The following is a 21,408-nucleotide window of genomic DNA, read 5'->3' on the forward strand; positions in this document are numbered from 1 at the left end:
CCAAAAGTAATGAATTATCTTTTAAAAACAATTTAAACGCAAACAAAAACCGATTTTATTAAATTATAATTATTTAAAACGAATAAAAATTACATAAAATAAACACCATGTGTTGTTTTAATAAAAATAACATAATACGTAATTAATCTTTCAACTGATCAATTATACATATAGACCTGAAAAAGAAATTTTTCATTTAAAAATATATAATTTTGCTATCAATAAAAAGCAAAATGGTATGAAGAACCTATTATTCGCCGCCGTGTTTTTAAGCACAAACCTGTACTGGAGTCAGTATACAGATTTTAATATCGTAAAAGAAGTTAAGGTAAAAAACAAAGGAGTTATTGTTTCTGCCCATCCGCTAGCAAGTGAAGCAGGAGCAAAAATCATGAAGCTAGGAGGAAATGCTTATGATGCTGTCATAGCCACTCAATATGCATTAGCTGTGGTTTATCCTCAGGCAGGAAATATAGGCGGTGGCGGATTTTTAGTGGGTGTAAAAAATAATGGTGAAAAATTTACGATCGATTATAGAGAAACAGCTCCAAGGAATGCATCGAGAGATATGTACGTCGACAAAACAGGAAAAGCCAATACAGACCTTTCGCAGAACGGCAGATTAGCTGTAGGAATCCCTGGTAGTATTGCAGGCTTTTTTGCTACCCTAAAATATTGCAACCTCCCCATGGAAAAAATCATTCAGCCAGCCATAGATCTCGCTGAGAAGGGGTTTGCTATTACAGAGAAAGAAGCTGATATGCTTAATACCCACAAGGTAAATTTCCAAAAACACAATCAATCACCAATTCCTTTTGTAAAAGACACCCCGTGGAAAGCGGGTGATATTTTGGTTCAGAAAGAATTAGCTGAAACTTTAAAACTTATACAGAAAGAAGGAGCAAAAGGATTTTATAAAGGTAAAACCGCAGCCCTTATTGTTGCTGAAATGAAAAGAGGAAACGGAATTATCACTTCTGAAGATTTAAAAAACTATAAGGTTGCCCAGAGAAAAGCTCTTGAATTTGATTACAAAGGAAATAATGTTGTTTCCATGCCCTTACCGTCCAGTGGTGGCGTTCTTTTAGCCCAGATGCTGAGAATGGCAAGTTTCGAAAATTTAGAAAAATACCAGCTGAATTCTACTCCTGCCGTACAGATTATGGTAGAAGCCGAAAGAAGAGCCTATGCTGACCGTGCAGAATATATGGGGGATCCGGATTTTATAGAAGATAAGACCTCTTATCTTATCTCTGATGATTATTTGAAAAAGAGATGGAAAAGCTTTAGTTTTTCTAAGGCCACGCCTAGCTCTGAGGTTGGAAAGATTATTAAGCAACCTAAAGAATCAACACAAACGACCCACATTTCAGTAATTGATAAGGATGGAAATGCTGCATCTGTAACCACTACCCTTAACGGGTATTACGGAAGTAAAGTGGTTGTGTCCGGAGCAGGATTCTTTTTAAATAATGAAATGGATGACTTTTCTATCAAACCGGGAGTTCCGAATATGTTTGGGGCTGTAGGCGGGGAAGCCAATTCTATTCAACCGAATAAGAGGATGCTCTCATCCATGACTCCTACCATACTCTTAAAAAACGGAAGACCTTTTATGGTAGTAGGAACACCGGGCGGAACAACAATTCCGACATCGGTATATCAATCCATCGTAGATGTTGTTGATTTTAAATTGAACGCCAATATTTCCGTAAACGCACCTAAATTCCATCACCAATGGCTTCCAGAAACCGTATCTGTGGAAAACAATTTTCCGGAATCAACAATTTCTGAATTAAAGGCTAAAAATTATGTTATCGAAAAAGTAAAACAGATCGGAAAAACAGAAATGATCGTTATTGATGAGAATGGAAACATACATGCAGTAGCGGACGGACGTGGTGACGACTCTGTCGCAACAGAATAACTTCTGCTTACCTATTTGTAATTTTCAACTAAATATTTAAAGGACGAAAAAAGGAAAAGATCATTTTTTCATGACATCTATCATGATTCCTGATATTTTTTCTTACTTTTCGTCCTTTAAATTAAAACACCCCATTGAAAGCAAAAAAAATCTATCAGCAGCTCTATTTTCAGGTAATCATCGCCATCATTGCAGGTATACTTCTGGGAAGGTTCTATCCCGAACTGGGAGAGAAAATGAAGCCTTTAGGCGATGGCTTTATCAAACTTGTAAAAATGATTATTGCTCCGGTAATTTTTATTACGCTTACATTAGGAATTGCCCATATGACCGACCTGAAAAAGGTAGGGAGAATTGCAGTAAAGGCAATGATCTATTTCTTTACTTTTTCAACATTAGCTTTAATCATCGGATTAATCGTCGGTAACATCCTTCAACCCGGCACAGGCTTGAATATTGATCCGGCCTCGCTTTCTGGAGATATTTCCCAGTATCAGCAAAAAGCCCACGAATCCACACTTACGGGTTTTATGATGAATATTATTCCTGAAACCCTTTTCAGTCCCCTGGTCGGTGAAAATATTCTTCAGGTCTTATTGGTCGCTATTTTAATGGGAGTTGCACTTGTATTGACGAAAGAAAAAAGCCAAAGGATAACCAACTTTCTACAGGATCTTTCAACACCTGTTTTTAAAATTGTGCATATGCTTATGAAACTGGCTCCCATCGGAGCTTTCGGGGCAATGGCTTTTACCATCGGAAAATATGGTCTTCATTCAGTTCTCAATCTTCTGTTCCTGGTAGGGACATTTTATATCACCTCATTACTATTTGTTGTTTTGGTACTGGGTGCTGTTGCCTGGTACAATGGTTTCAGCATTTTTAAGCTGATGTTTTATCTTAAAGAGGAGCTTCTTTTAGTTCTGGGAACCAGCTCTTCAGAATCCGCATTACCGGGAATTATGGAAAAGCTTGAAAAAGCAGGATGCTCCAAAGCTATCGTAGGATTGGTGGTTCCAACCGGCTATTCTTTCAACCTCGATGGTACTAATATTTACATGACACTGGCTTCATTGTTCATAGCACAAGCCCTGAATATTCATCTGCCTTTGGAAAAACAATTAATACTACTCCTTGTCGCTATGCTAAGTTCTAAAGGTGCAGCGGGCGTAACAGGAGCCGGATTTGTAACTTTGGCCGCCACATTGGCTGTAGTTCCGGAGATTCCGATTGCAGGAATGACACTGATCCTGGGAATCGATAAATTCATGAGCGAGTGCCGGGCATTGACCAACGTTATAGGAAATTCCGTAGCCACTGTAGTGGTTGCAAATTGGGAAAAACAACTGGATAAAGAACAGCTCCATTACTCCCTGAACCATCCACAAGAAGTAGAAAAGAAGTTAGAGGCTTAAATTAGAATCGTCAGACTGGCAGGAAGCACCTTAATATGGATCGGGGATTTTATTTTATTAAATTCACCGTCCAGGTGCCAGTTTTTGGTATTGACACTGAACTCGATTTCTGAAACCGGAAGATAGGTCACATAATCATCATCTTTCAGTTTTTTGGTAAACATCCTGTATGCAAATAATGCAGAATAGGTTAATGGAAATTTCTTAACCAAAACCATATCTACCAATCCGTCACTTTTACTCGCGTGCGGAGCAATATATGCATTATTTCCAAACTGACGGGTATTAGCAATATTCAGCATCAGATATCTGCCGTTATATTGCTCGTAAGCTTCATCAACAAATTTAACCTTAATGGGTTTATAATTAAAAAAGGTTTTAAGGGAAACCTTGATGTAATTTTTGAAACCCCTGTCCGTCTTTTCAAATTCTTTTACCACCTTGCCATCAAATCCTGTTCCTGAAACATTGATGGAAAGTCTTTCATTTACGGTAAAAGTGTCAATTTTTCTGGATTTTTTCGCCTTTAGCTTATCCAGTAGCTCATCTAGATTTTTGCTGAATTGGGTTTCGTTCGAGAATCCGTTTCCTGAACCTGCCGGAAAAATAGCTAAAATTTTAGGTGTATTAATCAACTTCCTTGCTACTGTAGAAATAGTGCCATCCCCTCCTATTGCAACAAAAATTTCTATTTCATTGAAGTGCTCTTCAATAAAATCATCTGTTCCCTGAATGGATTCTGAAATATAGTAAAGGGGATTTTTCACCTTTTTTTTCAACTCATTGAGAAATGGCTGATAATTCCTTTTGGCAGAAAACGGGTTGATGATAAAAGCTACTTTTTCCATTACAGCAAAAATAAAAAATGCTTCCTGATTTGGAAGCATTATTCTTATTTAATTTTCATTCTTTCTTTAAACTCGGGCTTAAGCGTCCCTTTAAGATCCTCCCATGATACGGGGATTGTGATGTCTCCAGCTGCGAAAGCTGCAATTTCGTATGGACTATAATGGAAATACAGGTTCTTATCATCAAAGTAGAAATTGCTACTTGCAGGAATTACTTCTACCAGAAGCATATCAGAATTTTTCACCTCTCCTTTCTCATCAGTCGTTCCACTATTCATCTTATTGATATTCTTCATCAGAATTCCCTCAATTTGTTTTTTAGGCATGGTGGTAATATCCGCCAACTGTACTTTCTTATTGTTTTTCAGGTCAAACACCCGCTCGGAAAACCCGTAATTATCGTGGGCTCCCCCTTCATACGCACTGTAAACATATTCAATGTGCATATAATCATTGGTTGTGGATTTCAGATTCATATAGTTACTGGTATACCATTCCTGAGGAAATGATACTCCAAGATCCTTCGCCTCCTTCTTGATAGAATTGAAATATTCTGCCTTTTCTCTTTCCAGGTAGGACTGAATCCCGTTTTTAGAAAAATCTGTTGCCCCTTTATTGATAAAATAGATGCTGTCGAGAAGTTTTTGGTCTTTCAAAGAAGGAAATACTAAAAGTTTCGAAGTATATTTTACAGTTAAAGAATCATTGACCTTCGTAGAGTCGCTAACTTTTACTGAATCGACTACAAATTTTTCGGACTGATTCACTTCTGTTTTTTCTGTCGATGAATCCTTTTTTTCATTCTTTTTACACGCTGCCAGAGCAAAGAACGAGGAAAGCAAAATAGCTGCAATTGTATTTTTCATATTCTATATTTGTGATGTCAATACAAAAACCATTCACAAAATGAATGGTTTTGTAAATTATAATGAATTTTTTTAGTTCGCCGGTATTTTCTGGCTTTCAAATTGATCATTCCCAAAAGCTAAAACAGGAATGAATATAAATCCTAAGAAGAATAAAAGAATCGTGTATAAAGGCGTTTCTTTGCTAAATCCTTTGGCAAGACCATCATTAACCATCCATGATGCAAACAGGTTAACAAGCGGAATAAAAAATAAAATAATCCACCAAGCCGGTTTCTTTACAATATCAAGCAAAACGATGATGTTATAAATAGGAATGAAAGCCGCCCATGCATCTTGGCGCCCAGCTTTCTGAAATATTTTATACATACAATATCCATAGAACAAATATATAATCAGATAAAAGAATAACATTCCGATTCCAATTCCGGCCGCTGCCGCAGAATCCATCCCATCGTAAGGATCTGTTTGTAAAAGAGTTAACATATTATTAATTTTTATTGGTTTGCTCAAATATAACGAAAAAGCTTCTATAAATAGAAGCTTTTAATTTATTTTTTAATTAAACTTATCACCTGATTTTCACTTTTTGAAGCTACTCCCCAAATCTGCTTAAATGCGGGATAATAATCTTTAGGATAATCCGGACTGCTTACTTTGGTCTTTGAGGTGACCTCCAGTTTATTTCCTTTTTGCTCTGCAACATAGCTGTATTCAATCTCCTTATCATCCGTTATTATCTTTTTATTTTTTGGCATTTCTTCAATAACATAACCTTCGGGAATTTCGAAAATGATTTTTTTCGTTCTTGTGTAGGCTGATATAAAATCTATGGGGTATTTTCTTTCATCGGTCTGATCAAATTCATTGGAGTTTTTATTAAGAAACAACATAGGATTTATGATCATTTTTTTCCCTATTCTATCGATTAGGTTTTCTGATGTAAATTTCATTGTACTTTCGAAATCACCATTTTCTAGAACTTTTGAGTTAATATCCGTAAAATCAATAGCAAAGTTTTCCTTGTACTGCTTTTTGTATTTATCCATATTCTCGTCATAGCTTTCTTTGGCAAACATCGCATAGCTACCTGTATCTTTGTCGGAATAAGTTCCGGAAATACTTCCATCTTCATTGATCTTAGCCTCAGCCGTAAGGTAAGTAAAACTTGGTTGTGCATTGGTCATAGATAATTCCTGTACTTTTTCCTTTGGAGCCAGGATCCCAAATTGATTCCAATCTCTTGGAGGCAGCATATCCCTTGAAGATTGCTTGGATGTAGCATCATATAAATGATATTGGTCTTTAATTTTAACGGCTGCCAGGACAAAGTTTAAATTCGAGACATTCGGAGATGCAATATTGATCATTCCGTTACTAACAGTAGAGATCAATAACGGATCTGCCTTTAGTCCTGCTTCTCTAAGCATCATGATTAAAAAAAGATTGATCTCCGCAGCGTTTCCGGTTTTTGTTTCGAGAAGTTTTTTTATTCCATCTTCTGTCCTTACTCCCGAATATTTATTCCAGGTAAAGGCCTTTTGGACATATTTAAAAATAGCATCCGCCTTGTCCATATCTGTAAGCCCCGAAATTCCTGAAGGCATATTTTCTTTCGCCAATTTTGTTCTTTTCAGTTCTCCACCAAAATCTTCATTCTCATATAACCTTTCTTTGATCTTCTCCCAGGATGATGAATACAACTTCAGTTCTTTAAAATTGGTGGAATGCAATTCCGCACTGATCTTCGTTCTGTAATTTCTATCATTTTTTATGAATTTCTCCGTTTTAAAACCTTTCAGGTTTTCATACCCGAAACGATACGTTCTGTAATTGGAGCCATACAGAATCTTTTCCTCAACCTGCTTGTATTTCGGACTTAGCGATCCTGTATAATTGATATTATATGCAATATTGGAAGGAGTATCCAGAATATATTCAGTATATAATGATGGCGTATCAGATTCTATTAATATTTCCGGAATGGAATACAGAAACGGAGAAGTGATCTCATACTGGTATTCAATAACGGAACCATTTTTTACATTAGGAAAAGCAAATTTGGTAACCGATATATACTTATTTTCTTTACTCTTGTACTTTGAACTTTTATCTACTTTAGTCGTGACCACATTTCCGTTTTCAAGATTATAGGTATAAGCTTTCATTTTAGATAAGCTTTCCTGGCTGCTGCCATCCTGATAAAGGGGCACTTCAAGATTAAGCCAGTCTTCGGCTTTTTCTTTATCATAAATCTTCACCCTGTAAAAGGCTCTTTTCTCCAAAGTACCATTATTGGAATCTATATTAAAAGACACAGATTTATACAAAATTTCTGCCGGAGCATTCTCGTCCAGCAATGATTTTTGCTTTGATAAATCGGTATCATTAAATTTAGGAGGGTTGAGAAATTCCTGTTTTTGGGCTTTGAGGCAAACAATACTGATTGAACTTAAAATGACGAATATAATTTTTTTCATGCTTAGATTTTAGTTATTAGAATTTTAGAATTGTCCATGTTTATGGTTTTCTTTCTGAATTTGATGTAATCATTGTATTTTTCTTTAGGATACATTCCTTTATTCACATGAATAGTCCTGGTAACGGTAAGCTCTTGTCCATTCTTTATAAAGTTAAGCTGATAAGTTCCAAACTCAGACGGAAGTTTTACATCCTCAGGAACCTCATCGATCTTATAATTTTTAGGGATTTCAAATGTAATCTTATATTCATCTTCAAAAGACTGCATGATCTCAAACGGCAATTCCCTTTTATCATCTGCTTTATAATTATTATCAGAAAAGATAGGTACCGCTCGGAATACTATACTGCTTCCGGCATTCTTGGAGTAGTTATTAGCCTTAAAATCAAGATTATATTTTATAACTGCATTATCCCTGTCATTAATAAAATCTTTCATTTCAATATTTTCAAAATGTAAAATATTTAAAAGGCTTTTTACTGATTCATTTTTTTCCTTGGGAGATAATGTGGCAAATCTTAAGTTATAATCATATTGACTGCCTGTAAAAGCAAACTCTCCTTTTCCTGCAATACTATTATCTTCATTAAGCTTAATTTTAAGGATTTGCTTTTCTTTATTTTGTTCTGCAGAATATGAAGGCGTATCCATCACTTCAATTCCATCCTTTTTAACCAAAAGAACATTTCGGTCCGTTGTACTGTAGCTCAAATGGTTAAAAGCAATCTGCTGGGATGTATTTTCCAGCCATATGTTTCCCTTTTCAGTAGGCACCATTAAGATAACATGGTTCCCTCCCATTTTTGGAAAATCTTTATCGAAAGACACCGGTGAAGAGCCGGAGTTGATGGTACAATAGTACGATGGAATTCCCGCTTCATCAAGCAAGGTCTTCATATAATTGGATAACCCTTTACAGTCTCCATATCCTTTTTTCTGTACTTCATCCGGCATCATAGGCTGCCATCCCCCAATTCCCAACGCAACAAATATATATCGGGTTTTACCCTGCATATACTGATACAGTTTTCTCACCTTTTCTTCTGTAGACCCCTGTAAATTAAGCGCTGCAACATCAGCTTTTATAGAGGGTGTGGAAACAGACACAGGTTGCAAAATGCTATTATAATACCAGGATCCGAAATCTTTCCAGCTCGTAATACTTCCCTGCTTTCCTTCCAGATTGAATTTTGCCAGTGAAAAACTCACTTTAGGTAAGATCTTAAGTGGTGAAGGAAGTAAAGAAGCATCTTCTATAGCAGGAACATTTTTATATGAATATATTTTTTCTGCCCCATTACTGCTTTCTGCAACCGTAGTATAATTGTACTTCGAAGGATAGGTTTTAGTACGCAGCTCAATACCTGAATTATTAAGAATCTTAAACTGGCTTTCCTCCAATGCTACATTGGTGCCTGAAAAAGGTACAAAATCCGGTATGAAAATAGTGTTTTCATTAGTGATCTGGTACGAAAACTCGAGTGTATAAGGATATTGGGTTGGAGTATAAGCCAATGATAAATATCTGCTATCCGAATAAAAGACTCCCTGGGAATTGTTAGCAAAGTCTCCGAAATCCGATTTGGAATAAGACTTTATTTTTTTACCGGATTCGTCATACACTGTAACTTTTACGTCAGAAATATGATCTCCTTTGTCATATGGAATATAAGCATGAGCCTGGGAATCCCCGTCTTTATTTAAAACCGTAGTTACGGTATTTATCTGATATTTTACCTCATCTATCTTGTTGATCTGGATCGTGGTAAAATCTTTTCGGATCACCGCATTGGCATCCTTCTTTAAATTCTCCGGGATTGCTGATACCGGATAGCTCTGGGCGTAGTAAAGAGAAGCAATACAAACGGCACCAACTGTTAAGATTTTCATCATTGTTTTAAAAAATTTAACAAAAGTAATGAAATCTTAATAAATGTTAAAATTTAATTTTCGAAGACAAAAAAAGGCTCCATAACGGAGCCTTTTTCATTATATTTTTTAGAAAAATAAATTATGCATCAATTTTAGCATATTTTGCATTTTTCTCAATAAACTCTCTTCTTGGCGGAACTTCATCTCCCATCAACATAGAGAAAACACTATCTGCTTCTACAGCATTATCAATAGTTACCTGTTTCAATATTCTATGCTCAGGATTTAAGGTCGTTTCCCAAAGCTGCTCAGGATTCATTTCCCCAAGACCTTTGTAACGTTGTACCTCTACTCCTTTTCCATCCGGAGACATATCCAGAGTAAATTCCTCACGCTCTTTTTCATTATAGGCATACACTTTTTTGTTACCTTTCTTCAATAAATATAAAGGCGGTTGAGCAATATAGATGTAACCATTTTCAATCAATTCTTTCATATATCTGAAGAAGAATGTCAGAATCAATGTAGAAATGTGGGAACCGTCAATATCGGCATCGGTCATGATGACAATCTTATGATATCTCAGTTTCGCCATATTCAACGCCTTGCTGTCTTCTTCCGTTCCTACAGAAACCCCAAGAGCTGTATAAATATTTTTAATTTCCTCGTTGTCATAAACTTTATGAAGCATAGATTTTTCTACGTTCAAAATTTTACCTCTTAATGGAAGGATAGCCTGGAAATGTCTGTCACGACCTTGTTTTGCAGTCCCTCCTGCGGAATCTCCCTCAACAAGGAATATTTCAGATTCTTCAGGACTTTTAGAAGAACAGTCGGACAATTTCCCAGGAAGTCCGGAACCTCCCATCGGAGATTTTCTTTGAACCATTTCACGGGCTTTTTTCGCAGCCTGTCTTGCTTTTGCTGCTAAAACAACCTTCTGAACGATAATTTTAGCTTCGTTAGGATTTTCTTCTAAGAAGTTCGTAAGCATTTCCCCCACAATTTTATCAACTGCTCCGGAAACTTCGGAATTACCCAATTTTGTTTTGGTTTGCCCTTCAAACTGGGGTTCCATTACTTTTACGGAAACCACGGCTGTAAGACCTTCACGGAAGTCATCTCCCGTAATTTCTACCTTTTCTTTCTGAGGGATCCCCAGATCATCGGCATATTTCTTTAAGGTTCTCGTTAATGCACGTCTGAAACCTGCAAGGTGTGTTCCCCCTTCATGGGTATTGATATTATTAACGTAAGAGTGAAGATTCTCATTAAATGAAGTATTGTAACGCATTGCCACTTCAACCGGAATATCATCTCTTTCGCCCTCCATGAAGATTACATTCTCCATAATGGCCTCACGGCTTCCGTCAATATAGGCAACAAATTCCTTTAACCCGCCTTCGGAATGAAAGACTTCTGATTTGAAAGAACCATCTTCCAGAGTCTCTCTTTCATCGGTAAGGGTAATGGTAATACCTTTATTAAGATAAGAAAGCTCTCGTAAACGGCTTGCTAACGTATCATAGTTATATACTAATTCAGTGAAAATGGTATCATCAGGCTGGAAGAACTGCTTAGTTCCTCTTTTGTCACTATTCCCTATTTCTTCAACTCCCGTTTGTGCTTTTCCTTTGGAATATACCTGCTGGTAAACGTTTCCGTCTCTGTATACGGTTGTAATCATTTCATTGGAAAGTGCATTCACACAAGATACCCCAACACCATGAAGACCTCCGGAAACTTTATAGGAATCTTTATCGAACTTACCTCCTGCTCCGATCTTCGTCATTACAACTTCAAGAGCAGATTTTTGTTCTTTTTCGTGGAAGTCAACCGGAATACCTCTACCGTTATCCATTACTTCGATTCCGTTTCCTTCTTTAATGCTAACGAAAATGGTATCGCAGTATCCTGCTAACGCTTCGTCAATAGAGTTATCTACTACTTCATAAACCAAATGATGGAGACCTCTTACTCCTACATCACCAATGTACATTGAAGGACGCATACGAACGTGCTCCATTCCTTCCAATGCCTGAATACTACTAGCTGTATATTGTTTCTGACTCATATCAAATTATTAAACTTTGCCAATTGCAAAGACCTACAAATATCGTGATTTTTTTCGAGATATGAAAGTTAAAATATGTCAAAAAAGATGGAGTTTTCAACACGAATCACGTGCATTTTTATCTTAAAAAAATACAAAGTTATATTGCATTTCAATAATATCAACTGTTTTAAATCATGTGTTCTTCTATAATTAATGCTTAAATTTATTTACTCAAAATTGATATTATGGACGATTTCATTGCAGCCCGTGCCCAGATGGCCATGTCCCTCGGCTTCCACATTATATTTTCGTGTGTAGGTATGGTTATGCCATTTTTAATGGCCTTTGCCCACTGGAAATACCTTAAAACAAAAAACGAAGTATATAAGGGACTTACAAAAGCATGGAGCAAAGGAGTCGCCATTCTTTTTGCAACAGGAGCTGTTTCCGGAACTATGCTTTCTTTTGAATTGGGACTTCTTTGGCCACAGTTCATGAAACACGCCGGCCCCATCTTCGGAATGCCTTTTTCTCTTGAAGGAACAGCATTTTTTATCGAAGCAATTGCTATCGGTTTTTTTCTTTACGGATGGGATAAGTTCAACAAATGGTTTCACTGGTTCTGTGGATTTTTAGTCGGACTCAGTGGATTGGCTTCCGGCATCCTTGTCGTTGCCGCCAATGCGTGGATGAACGCTCCCGCAGGCTTTGATTATATCAACGGACAATATGTAAATATAGATCCTATCAAAGCGATGTTTAATGAAGCCTGGTTTCCACAGGCATTGCATATGACGGTAGCTGCATTTTGTGCAACCGGTTTTGCCGTTGCAGGAGTTCATGCTTTTTTAATTATGCGAAAAAGAAATGTGGAATTTCACACCAAAGCATTTAGAATTGCCGCAGGTTTTGCCCTCATAGGAGCTTTCGGAGCTCCTTTAAGTGGTGATATCGCTGCCAAATCGGTTGCAGAAAGACAGCCTATAAAATTAGCTGCAATGGAAGCTCATTTTAAAACAGAAAAGGGGGCCTCTTTTGTGATCGGAGGAATTCCGGATGAAAAGAAAGGCGAAATCAAATATGCATTAAAAATCCCTAAATTATTAAGTTTTCTCGTCAGTAATGATTTTAATGCCGAAGTAAAGGGATTGAATGATTTCAGCAGAGATGAATGGCCTCCTGTTGCCGTTGTCCACTACTCTTTCCAGATCATGATCTTCTTTGGTGTCATAATGATCTGCATAGGTTCTCTATATGTCTATTCACTATTCTTTAAAAAAGAATGGCTGAGCAAGAACTGGCTGCTGAAAACATTTCTGATCGCCACTCCTTTTGGATATATAGCATTGGAAGCAGGCTGGACTGTAACAGAAGTAGGCCGCCAGCCCTGGATTATTTATGGTATTATGCGAACCGTAGATGCCGTAACACCTATGCCGGGCATCCAGTATTCCTTCTATTTCTTCACCGCAATTTTTGTTTCGCTGTCATTGATTTTAATATTTCTTCTCAAAAGACAAATTCAAATGGTTCCGAAATTATATGACCCTACCGATATTCAGTTTAACGCTAAAAATACAAAATCATGATCTACGTTGTTATAGGCTTTCTTTGGCTGTCAATTTGCCTGTATGTAATCTTGGGAGGAGCTGATTTTGGCGCAGGGATCGTGGAGTTATTTACCAATAAAAAATCCCGTCATAAAACAGAGGAGATTATGTATGAATCAATCGCTCCGGTTTGGGAAGCGAATCATATGTGGGTCATTATTGCTATTGTGATCCTGTTTGTAGGATTTCCTGAAATTTACACAACGATGTCCACTTACCTGCATATTCCGTTAGTTCTTATGCTTGTAGGAATTATTGCAAGAGGTACCGCTTTTACATTCAGGCATTATGATGCGGTGAAAGATGACTGGCAGTTTTTATATACCCACATTTTTTATTATGCAAGCCTTCTCACTCCTTTTTTCTTAGGGCTGATTGCGGCAGCTACAGTTTCTCAATCCATTAATCCGGACGCCACCACTTTCCTGGATCTCTATATTTTCAGCTGGCTGAATTGGTTCGGAGTGACCGTTGGTTTATTCACAGTGGCCCTCTGTGCCTATCTGGCTTCCATATTTTCTCTTAGGGAAACCAAGGACCGTGTGCAACTTAATCTGATGATCAGAAAATCCAAACAAACGATGATCTTTGTAGTGATCACCGGAGCTCTGGTTTTTCTTTCAGCCTATCTTTCGGGCATTCCTCTAGTTACCTGGGTTTTCTCCAAACCTTTGGGAATTATGGCTATTGCCTTTGCAACGATAGCACTGTTATTGATTTTCCGGGCTATGAAACAACGGAAGCTCCTTCCCGTTCGTGCCTTAGCAGGATTCCAGGTTATTATGATCCTGGTGGCCGCAACGTATCAGCATAACCCTGATATCATATTATTAGGGAATGGGCAGCATCTTTCGTTATTAGAACATGTAGCAGCTCCGAAAACGATTTCTGCTTTAGCGTGGGCATTAATGTTAGGATCTTTATTTATTCTGCCGTTTTTATTTTACCTGATGGCTTCATTCAGTAAACTAAGGAAGTAAGGATTATTTTTTAAGTAAAACAATTTCAACCCTCCTATTCATAATCCGGTCCGCTTCCGTTTGTTCGGGATAAGCAACCGGATTAAGATGTCCTTGTCCGCTTGCTTTTATACGGGTGGAATCTATACCTTGCATCTGGAGGAATTCCTTTATGGAATCAGCCCTTGTATGTGAAAGATTAAAAGTACCCAAATCAAGATCTTCACCATCAAAATTATTATAATCACAGCAAATATGCCCCTGTAATTCTACCTGCATAGCCGGATTATCTCTTAGTATTTTAAGCAGCTTAAGAATTGTTTCATTTCCACCCGGGAGCCAGACATGACGGCCGCCAATAAAATTAACATTAGGAAGAGAATATGTATTTTGAACTTTCAGCTCAGCAACACTCAGATCTACAAAACTTGGAGGAACTTTTCGTAGAATTTTTTCTCCCTTAGCCCATTCCCTGTCTATAAAAATATCTACCCTTCTGTTTTTCTTCCGTAATTCTTCTGAACTGTTATCATTGATCTGTTTCCCCTCACTAAGACCTACAACATTTTCAATTGTAATATGAGTTTTAATTTTCTCCTGCAGGTATTTTTTAACTGCATTTGCACGGTTTTCAGACAATACTTTATTGTAATGTATGCTTCCCGTAGAATCACAATTTCCAAAAATCCTGAATCTTAAATTGCCTTTTAACTGAGCCAAACTATCTAATTTCTTTTGGGATTGCTTATCAAGTTTATAGTCATCATGCACAAAGTAAACAGATTCAATCGTTTGCGACTTAATGACAAGACATTGTAACAGAAAAAATAAAACAAAAATTTTCATCGAAATTGAGTTTTTATACACAACGGGAAATAGCAATTTATAGTTTATCGCAAAAAAAAATCCTGAAATATTTCAGGATTTTTTTTAGTATTGTTGTGAACTTTTAAACCAATTTCATCAAAACATTTTCGTCAATCTTTTCAACTTTCACCAAATTATTTTTAGTTAGAGTCTTAGATGCTTTATCCCATTTTTTACCGGATAACTGACTTCTTTCTTTAACTTCTGCTAAAGAGAATGCTTCTTCCTGAGAGTTTAAAATTTCAAGAATTACTTTCTCATCTTCTCCCAATTCAATCTGAGGAACTGTTTTTTCAGGTCTCATCTGAGGGAAGAATAATACTTCCTGGATGGATGCATTATCCGTTAAGAACATGATCAATCTGTCCATACCAATTCCTAATCCGGAAGTTGGAGGCATTCCGTATTCCAAAGCTCTAAGGAAATCCTGGTCGATAAACATCGCTTCATCATCACCTCTTTCAGAAAGAGCCATCTGCGCTTCGAAACGTTCTCTCTGATCAATAGGGTCATTTAACTCAGAATAAGCATTAGCTATTTCCTTTCCGCAAACCATCAACTCAAAACGCTCTGTTAAGCCTTCTTTGCTTCTGTGTTTTTTAGTTAAAGGAGACATTTCGATCGGATAATCGGTAATGAAAGTTGGCTGAATGAAATTTCCTTCACATTTTTCTCCGAAGATCTCATCAATTAATTTTCCTTTACCCATTGTTTCATTAACCTCAATCCCAATAGATTTAGCAAAATCAAACAATTCCTTTTCAGTTTTTCCTGTGATATCGAATCCTGTATATTTTTGGATCGCTTCAGTCATTGAAACTCTAGGATAAGGTGCTTTCCAATTTATCTTATGCTCTCCGAAAGTAGATTCGGCATTTCCATTAACCTGAGTAGCACAGAATTCCAATAGCTTTTCTGTGAAATCCATCATCCAGTTGTAATCCTTGTAAGCCACATAAATTTCCATCGCTGTAAATTCCGGATTATGTGTTCTGTCCATACCCTCATTTCTGAAGTTTTTGGAAAACTCATATACCCCATCAAATCCTCCAACGATCAATCTTTTAAGATAAAGCTCGTTTGCAATTCTTAAATATAATGGAATATCCAAGGCATTATGGTGTGTAATGAACGGTTTTGCCGCAGCTCCTCCCGGAATCGATTGAAGAATCGGAGTTTCAACTTCAAAATATCCTGCATCATTAAAGAAGGTTCTCATGGCATTGAACAATTTTGTTCTCTTCACAAAAATTTCTTTAATATGCGGGTTTACGGTTAAATCAACATAACGTTGTCTGTATCTTAGTTCAGGATCATTAAATCCATCATGTATTACTCCATTCTCATCCGTTTTGGATTGTGGTAGCGGACGTAAAGATTTCGTAAGGAGAGTAAAATTCTTTACCAGTACAGTTTTCTCCCCTACTTGTGTGGTAAAAAGTTCCCCTTCGATACCGATAATATCCCCGATATCTAAAAGGTGTTTGTATACTTCATTATACAAAGTTTTATCTTCTCCTGTACAGATCTCATCTCTGTTGAAATATACCTGAATTTTACCTGTAGAATCCTGCAATTCAGCAAAAGAAGCCTTCCCTTGAATTCTTCGGGACATCAATCTGCCAGCAATCTTCACCTGTTTACTCTCAGAAAAATCCTGTTTTATAGATTCTGTTGTATCTGTAATTTTGTATTCATCTGCCGGGAACGCGTTGATCCCCATTTCAACAAGCTTATTAAGCTTTTCTCTTCTAATGATTTCTTGTTCTGATAATTGCATTTCTTATTTTTCTAAAAGCCTACAAATTTAGGTATTTTTGAGTTGACTGTCAATGACTTTTCCCAGAAATATATTTATTTCTGTAAAAATACGGTTAAAGAGAGGTTTGCCTACAGGAACCAGCCTTTTCTGTCTTGTTGAGGAATAAATGTCCAGGCCAGAATTCTGCTTATTTTTTGGCCCTGAGCCATATCGATGGTTTTGAACTCTACTGTCTTACTCTTTTTCAGGAGTGTGGTAAGGGGATACAGATTATCTTTTTTAGAAACCAGACAGGTAAACCACAGGACCTGCGAAGCGAATAAACTGCTTTCATGTATCATCCTGGTGATAAAAGCAAGCTCCCCACCTTCGCACCATAATTCCGATTGTTGTCCCCCAAAATTGAGTAAAGGCTTCTTAACTCTGGATTGACGGAGATTTTTAGTCTTTCTGAGATTTCCTTTTATGGCAGATTCCTCAGAGTCATGAAAAGGAGGATTACACATTGAAAACATAAATTTGTCTCCTTCTTGGATCACATTCCTAAATATACATTCAGAAGCCGGCTGATGCTTCAAATGAATAAAAGATGACAGATCCGGGTTATTGTCCAGAATACGTTGTGCATTTTGTAACGAGTCTTTATTAATATCTGTTCCCGTCATTGTCCATCCGTAAGACCTGTGAGCAAGTAAAGGATACACGAGATTAGCTCCAACACCTATATCCAGGCAACTTATTGAAGAGCCCTTAGGGATTTCACCGGATTCAGATTCGAGAGCGAGTAAATCAGCAATGTAATGGATATAATCTGCTCTTCCGGGAATCGGAGGGCATAAATTATTTTCAGGAATATCCCAGTTCCGGATATGGTAAAAATGTTGTAAAAGGGCTTTGTTGAGTAGTTTTACCGCCTTTGGAAGGCTGAAGTTGATCGTTAATGTTTGGTGTGCATTAACAAAAACATAGTGCTTCAGTTCTGGCACACAAGAAATGAGCTGATCAAAATCATAGGGATCACGATGAAGATTTCTTGTGTGCAGACTGGATTTTTCAGCAGACATATTTTATTTCTTCTGACTTAAAATATATTCTACCATTTTTTTTGCATCCTCTTTAGATACCTGAGGATGGGGCTGCATAGGAACACTTCCCCAAACTCCGCTTCCGCCTTCTATAATCTTGGAGGCCAGCATTTCAATATCTTTTTCAGAATATTTGTCAGCTATTTCCTGATAAGAAGGTCCTATCATTCTCTCATTAACCGTGTGACATCCTGTACAATCCAACGTTTCTATGATCTGGCTCCCGGAAAGATTGGTTTTTGCCGGTTCAGAAGCAGCAGTTGTTTCTGATGAAGGAGTATCAACAGGTGTATTTTCTTTTTTGGAACAGGAAAGAATAAAAAATCCTATGCATCCTGTCAAAAACAGTTTTTTCATTATTTAGTCAATGTATCTGCTTTTGCGTCCTTTGCAGGTACGGATACTGCTGCATTTACATCTGCTTCTGGTTTGTTGCGGGCTGTTGCGGTAGTGTCTACAACTGTAGTTGCTTCAGGCTCTTCAAGCATTGTGTTGCTATCTTGTAGTGAATGATCTGGTTTCTTTTTGCAGTTTACAACTAATAAACCTCCGATAAATGCAAGTGCTAATACTTTTTTCATTATTTTTTCTATAAAATTTAAGCAAAAGTATAAAAAATAAATTTTTAAAGTGATGATAAATATCCGTTTCAACAATAATTTATCTGGAATAAGATTACTAATGTTCTTTTATCTAAATAAAAATTTTAATTTTAAAGTATGATATTCATTTCTAAAATTCTGTTTTTCACCAGTCATCATGGTTTTTACACCGTGGTCCTCCTGATTGTTTTCTTCAGCTTAGTATCATTCCTTACTAAAAAATGGTGGTTATTACTGCCGATTATCCCTTTAGGAATAGCCAATGCCTTTGCGGGACAGTTTTTGAATGCCTGGTTTTTAAACAAATACGGAACTGAAAGTACTGCAATCATTACCTCCGATGTGGAGACAAGTTCTACATTAAACGATATGTATATCCATGATTATGAAGCAATTGTCAAAAAGCAGGACGGTAAATATATTACAACTTTTTTCTCTACAACTTCGGCTTCCATATACCCTATTGAAAATGCAATCCGTATTCCACAGGTAAACAGTCCGTTTCCCGTAAAATATATTCCGGGATATGAGAAAAATATCGTGATTTTATATGATCAGTCCGAAGAAGGCAGACGTCTTCGCCAATATGAAATGCGGGCTCCTATCAATACAGCAAAAATAAAATATGAGGCAGATCCCACCAATAAAGAATTCATCAAAGAATACCTAACTGCATTAGAAAATTATGTAGAAGTTTATAAAGATGATAACTACAATATTCAAATTGAAAAGCTGAAGAAAGAATTGGAAGAGGGCCGATAGTTAATTTTATCTTAAGTTTTTTTAATTTTATTCTTTTTTGGTTTTGATATTAAAAAAAATTTTTACATTTGTGCCATGTTTAATACGAGCAATAATTTTTGGTGGTGGCTTTCAAACTCTTCGTCGGGTCTGAAAGGATTATCGTATTGCTAATTGTTAAGCTGCTTCGCAATAAAATAAGATAAACAAAATATCAAGACTTTGACGGATTCCGTTGAAGTCTTTTTTTATTATTTAATCTCAAACAAAAATAAAAACATCAAATGTTTAATAAGAATATAAAGGTAAAAACCGTATCAAAGAAAACACTGGGAGATCTTCAGACTCCCATGAATATTTATCTGCAGATCCGTGACAAGTTCAGGGACACCATTCTTTTAGAAAGTTCGGATTCTAAAAACATAGATAATAATTTTTCATTTATCGCCATAAATGCCATAGCAGGAATTGAGGTTAAGAACCTTAATGAATTCGAGGTTAAGTTCCCCAATTCAGAACCTGTAAAACAGTTTATCATTGATCACAAGATCGCAGATATCCTGCATGACTTTTCTTCTGTTTTTGATTGTGAAAAAACAACGGATCCCATTGAAGAAACAGCACAAAACCTTTTCGGATATACCAGCTTTGAGGCGGTTCAGTTTTTCGAGAACATCAATTTTAAAGCACAAAGCCCGGAGGTTGAAATTCCCCTTGTGAGATACAGATTATACCAGTACGTTATTGCAATCAATCATTACAATGATGAAATGCATTTTATCGAAAATCAAATCGAAGGGATCAAATCAGAACTTTATACTTTAGAAAATTTAATAAAAAATAAAAGCTCAGTAGTCTACCCTTTTGAGAAAACGGGTGAAGAAACCTCAAATATTACTGATGAAGAATATCTGGAACTGGTTAAAACGGCTCAAAAACACTGCATGCGGGGAGATGTTTTTCAATTGGTATTGAGCAGAAGATTCGAACAAAAGTTTCTGGGTGACGAATTCAACGTATACCGTGCTTTAAGAAATATCAATCCTTCTCCTTATCTGTTCTTTTTCGATTACGGAGATTACAAATTATTCGGATCGAGCCCCGAGAGCCAACTGATTATTAAAGATCATAAGGCCATCATCCATCCTATTGCGGGAACTTTTAAAAGAACCGGAAACTTTGATGTAGATCTTCAATCTATAGAAGAATTAAAAAATGACCCCAAAGAAAATGCTGAACATACTATGCTGGTAGACCTGGCAAGAAATGATCTGGGAAAAATGGGAAGAAATGTAACGGTAACAAAGTTAAAGGAAATCCAACTTTTTTCTCACGTTATTCATATGGTAAGTGAAGTAACATCGGAATTACCGGAAAATACCAATCCTTTTGAAGTGGTTGCTTCCACCTTTCCTCAGGGGACTTTAAGTGGTGCTCCTAAGCATAAAGCCCTTCAATTGATCAATCAATATGAGAAGGATTCCCGGGGTTACTATGGAGGCTGTATCGGAATGGTAGGTCTGAACGGAAGCTGCAATCAAGCTATTATGATCAGAACCTTTTTAAGTAAAAACAATACTCTTTTTTATCAGGCCGGTGCAGGACTGGTGGCCAAATCCAATCCTGAAAGTGAACTTCAGGAAGTCAACAATAAGCTTAACGCACTCAAGAAAGCTGTAGAAAAGGCAGATAAACTCAAATACTAATTTAAATAAGATGAACGAAAATATAAAAACCCAATCAACAGCTAAAGTTTTAGTATTTGATAATTACGATAGCTTTACCTATAATCTGGTTCAGATTATTGAAAGAATTCTAAACCAGAAAGTGGATATCTATCGGAATGATGAAATCAGCCTGGAAGAAGTGGAAAAGTATGATAAAATCATTTTGTCTCCAGGTCCCGGCATACCTGAGGAGTCCGGTATATTACTTGATCTGATCAGGAAATATGCTCCTACTAAAAGCATTCTCGGAGTTTGTCTGGGGCAACAAGCCATTGCTGAGGCTTTCGGAGGAAGACTGATTAATCTTTCAGAAATTTTTCATGGTGTGGCAACCACCACAGAGCTGGTGAAAGAAAAAACCAAACTTTTCCAAAACCTGTCATCAGGAATGGAAGTAGGAAGATACCACAGTTGGGCTGTGGATCCCGATCAGTTCCCCGAAGAACTGGAGATCACTGCCGTAGATAAAGATGGAATGATCATGGCCCTGCAACATAAAACCTATGATGTACATGGTGTCCAGTTTCATCCTGAAAGTATTTTAACTCCGGACGGAGAAGTTATCATTAAAAATTTCTTATTACATTGA

The 21,408-nt window shown here is 36.8% G+C and carries 18 protein-coding genes; 7 read left to right on the forward strand and 11 right to left on the reverse strand.

All coding sequences use genetic code 11. The features are described 5' to 3' along the window. The first annotated feature begins 238 nt into the window (after positions 1-238). Together ggt and AAEU33_RS18600 are read left to right on the forward strand one after the other, a co-directional pair. Entirely contained in the window at positions 239-1,927 is a 1,689-nt protein-coding gene (ggt, locus tag AAEU33_RS18595) for a gamma-glutamyltransferase (protein ID WP_345989586.1), read from the forward strand. Positions 1,928-2,061: 134 nt separating this feature from the next. Then, on the forward strand, positions 2,062-3,342 hold the full coding sequence (locus AAEU33_RS18600; protein WP_345989587.1) for a dicarboxylate/amino acid:cation symporter: 1,281 nt from the start codon (positions 2,062-2,064) through the stop codon (positions 3,340-3,342). Here the strand turns inward: AAEU33_RS18600 and AAEU33_RS18605 are convergent. The 6 genes from AAEU33_RS18605 to gyrB form a co-directional block, all read right to left on the reverse strand. Further along, positions 3,339-4,190: a YegS/Rv2252/BmrU family lipid kinase gene (locus AAEU33_RS18605; protein ID WP_345992791.1), complete on the reverse strand. Its 852-nt coding sequence runs from the start codon at positions 4,188-4,190 to the stop codon at positions 3,339-3,341. The two genes, AAEU33_RS18600 and AAEU33_RS18605, sit on opposite strands and share 4 nt — an antisense overlap. Before the next feature lie 44 nt (positions 4,191-4,234). Continuing rightward, positions 4,235-5,056, reverse strand: coding sequence for an RsiV family protein (locus tag AAEU33_RS18610; RefSeq protein WP_172277650.1), 822 nt, complete (start codon positions 5,054-5,056; stop codon positions 4,235-4,237). A gap of 72 nt (positions 5,057-5,128) precedes the next feature. Then, the gene (locus tag AAEU33_RS18615; protein WP_345989589.1) at positions 5,129-5,542 is read right to left on the reverse strand and encodes a DUF5684 domain-containing protein; all 414 of its coding nucleotides are present in this window, start codon (positions 5,540-5,542) and stop codon (positions 5,129-5,131) included. Positions 5,543-5,607: 65 nt separating this feature from the next. Further along, positions 5,608-7,536 carry a DUF3857 domain-containing protein gene (locus tag AAEU33_RS18620; protein WP_345989590.1) on the reverse strand — a complete coding sequence of 643 codons (1,929 nt, stop codon included), beginning with the start codon at positions 7,534-7,536 and terminating at the stop codon, positions 5,608-5,610. 2 nt (positions 7,537-7,538) lie between these two features. Further along, entirely contained in the window at positions 7,539-9,431 is a 1,893-nt protein-coding gene (locus AAEU33_RS18625) for a DUF3857 domain-containing protein (RefSeq protein ID WP_345989592.1), read from the reverse strand. Between the two features lie 118 nt (positions 9,432-9,549). Further along, complete coding sequence (gene gyrB / locus AAEU33_RS18630) at positions 9,550-11,484, reverse strand: DNA topoisomerase (ATP-hydrolyzing) subunit B (protein WP_172277642.1); 1,935 nt, start codon at positions 11,482-11,484, stop codon at positions 9,550-9,552. Positions 11,485-11,711: 227 nt separating this feature from the next. Here gyrB and AAEU33_RS18635 point away from each other — a divergent pair, with 227 nt between their 5' ends. Continuing rightward, complete coding sequence (locus AAEU33_RS18635; RefSeq protein ID WP_345989594.1) at positions 11,712-13,055, forward strand: cytochrome ubiquinol oxidase subunit I; 1,344 nt, start codon at positions 11,712-11,714, stop codon at positions 13,053-13,055. Next, positions 13,052-14,056, forward strand: a complete 1,005-nt coding sequence (locus tag AAEU33_RS18640; protein ID WP_172277638.1) for a cytochrome d ubiquinol oxidase subunit II — start codon at positions 13,052-13,054, stop codon at positions 14,054-14,056. The genes AAEU33_RS18635 and AAEU33_RS18640 overlap by 4 nt, the downstream gene beginning before the upstream one ends. Before the next feature lie 3 nt (positions 14,057-14,059). Here AAEU33_RS18640 and AAEU33_RS18645 read toward each other — a convergent pair whose 3' ends face one another. From AAEU33_RS18645 to AAEU33_RS18665, 5 genes are all read right to left on the reverse strand, one after another. Continuing rightward, positions 14,060-14,881, reverse strand: a complete 822-nt coding sequence (locus AAEU33_RS18645; protein WP_345989596.1) for an OmpA family protein — start codon at positions 14,879-14,881, stop codon at positions 14,060-14,062. A 103-nt stretch (positions 14,882-14,984) separates the two neighbouring features. Next, positions 14,985-16,682 carry a lysine--tRNA ligase gene (gene lysS, locus AAEU33_RS18650; RefSeq protein WP_172277634.1) on the reverse strand — a complete coding sequence of 566 codons (1,698 nt, stop codon included), beginning with the start codon at positions 16,680-16,682 and terminating at the stop codon, positions 14,985-14,987. A gap of 110 nt (positions 16,683-16,792) precedes the next feature. Continuing rightward, on the reverse strand, positions 16,793-17,728 hold the full coding sequence (gene rlmF / locus AAEU33_RS18655; RefSeq protein ID WP_345989597.1) for a 23S rRNA (adenine(1618)-N(6))-methyltransferase RlmF: 936 nt from the start codon (positions 17,726-17,728) through the stop codon (positions 16,793-16,795). Positions 17,729-17,731: 3 nt separating this feature from the next. Further along, a complete protein-coding gene (locus AAEU33_RS18660) occupies positions 17,732-18,106 on the reverse strand; it encodes a c-type cytochrome (RefSeq protein ID WP_345989599.1) in 375 nt (124 codons plus the stop codon). Beyond that, positions 18,106-18,330, reverse strand: coding sequence for a hypothetical protein (locus AAEU33_RS18665; RefSeq protein ID WP_172276484.1), 225 nt, complete (start codon positions 18,328-18,330; stop codon positions 18,106-18,108). Before AAEU33_RS18665 ends, AAEU33_RS18660 begins: the two co-directional genes overlap by 1 nt. Before the next feature lie 138 nt (positions 18,331-18,468). Here AAEU33_RS18665 and AAEU33_RS18670 point away from each other — a divergent pair, with 138 nt between their 5' ends. The 3 genes from AAEU33_RS18670 (at position 18,469) to AAEU33_RS18680 (ending at position 21,408) form a co-directional block, all read left to right on the forward strand. Next, positions 18,469-19,113, forward strand: a complete 645-nt coding sequence (locus AAEU33_RS18670; RefSeq protein WP_345989601.1) for a hypothetical protein — start codon at positions 18,469-18,471, stop codon at positions 19,111-19,113. 263 nt (positions 19,114-19,376) lie between these two features. Then, a complete protein-coding gene (locus AAEU33_RS18675; protein ID WP_273647465.1) occupies positions 19,377-20,798 on the forward strand; it encodes an anthranilate synthase component I family protein in 1,422 nt (473 codons plus the stop codon). A 10-nt stretch (positions 20,799-20,808) separates the two neighbouring features. Further along, on the forward strand, positions 20,809-21,408 hold the full coding sequence (locus tag AAEU33_RS18680) for an aminodeoxychorismate/anthranilate synthase component II (protein ID WP_273647464.1): 600 nt from the start codon (positions 20,809-20,811) through the stop codon (positions 21,406-21,408).

The organism is Chryseobacterium sp. Chry.R1 (assembly GCF_039645525.1).
GTDB classification, from domain to species: Bacteria; Bacteroidota; Bacteroidia; order Flavobacteriales; family Weeksellaceae; genus Chryseobacterium; species Chryseobacterium proteolyticum.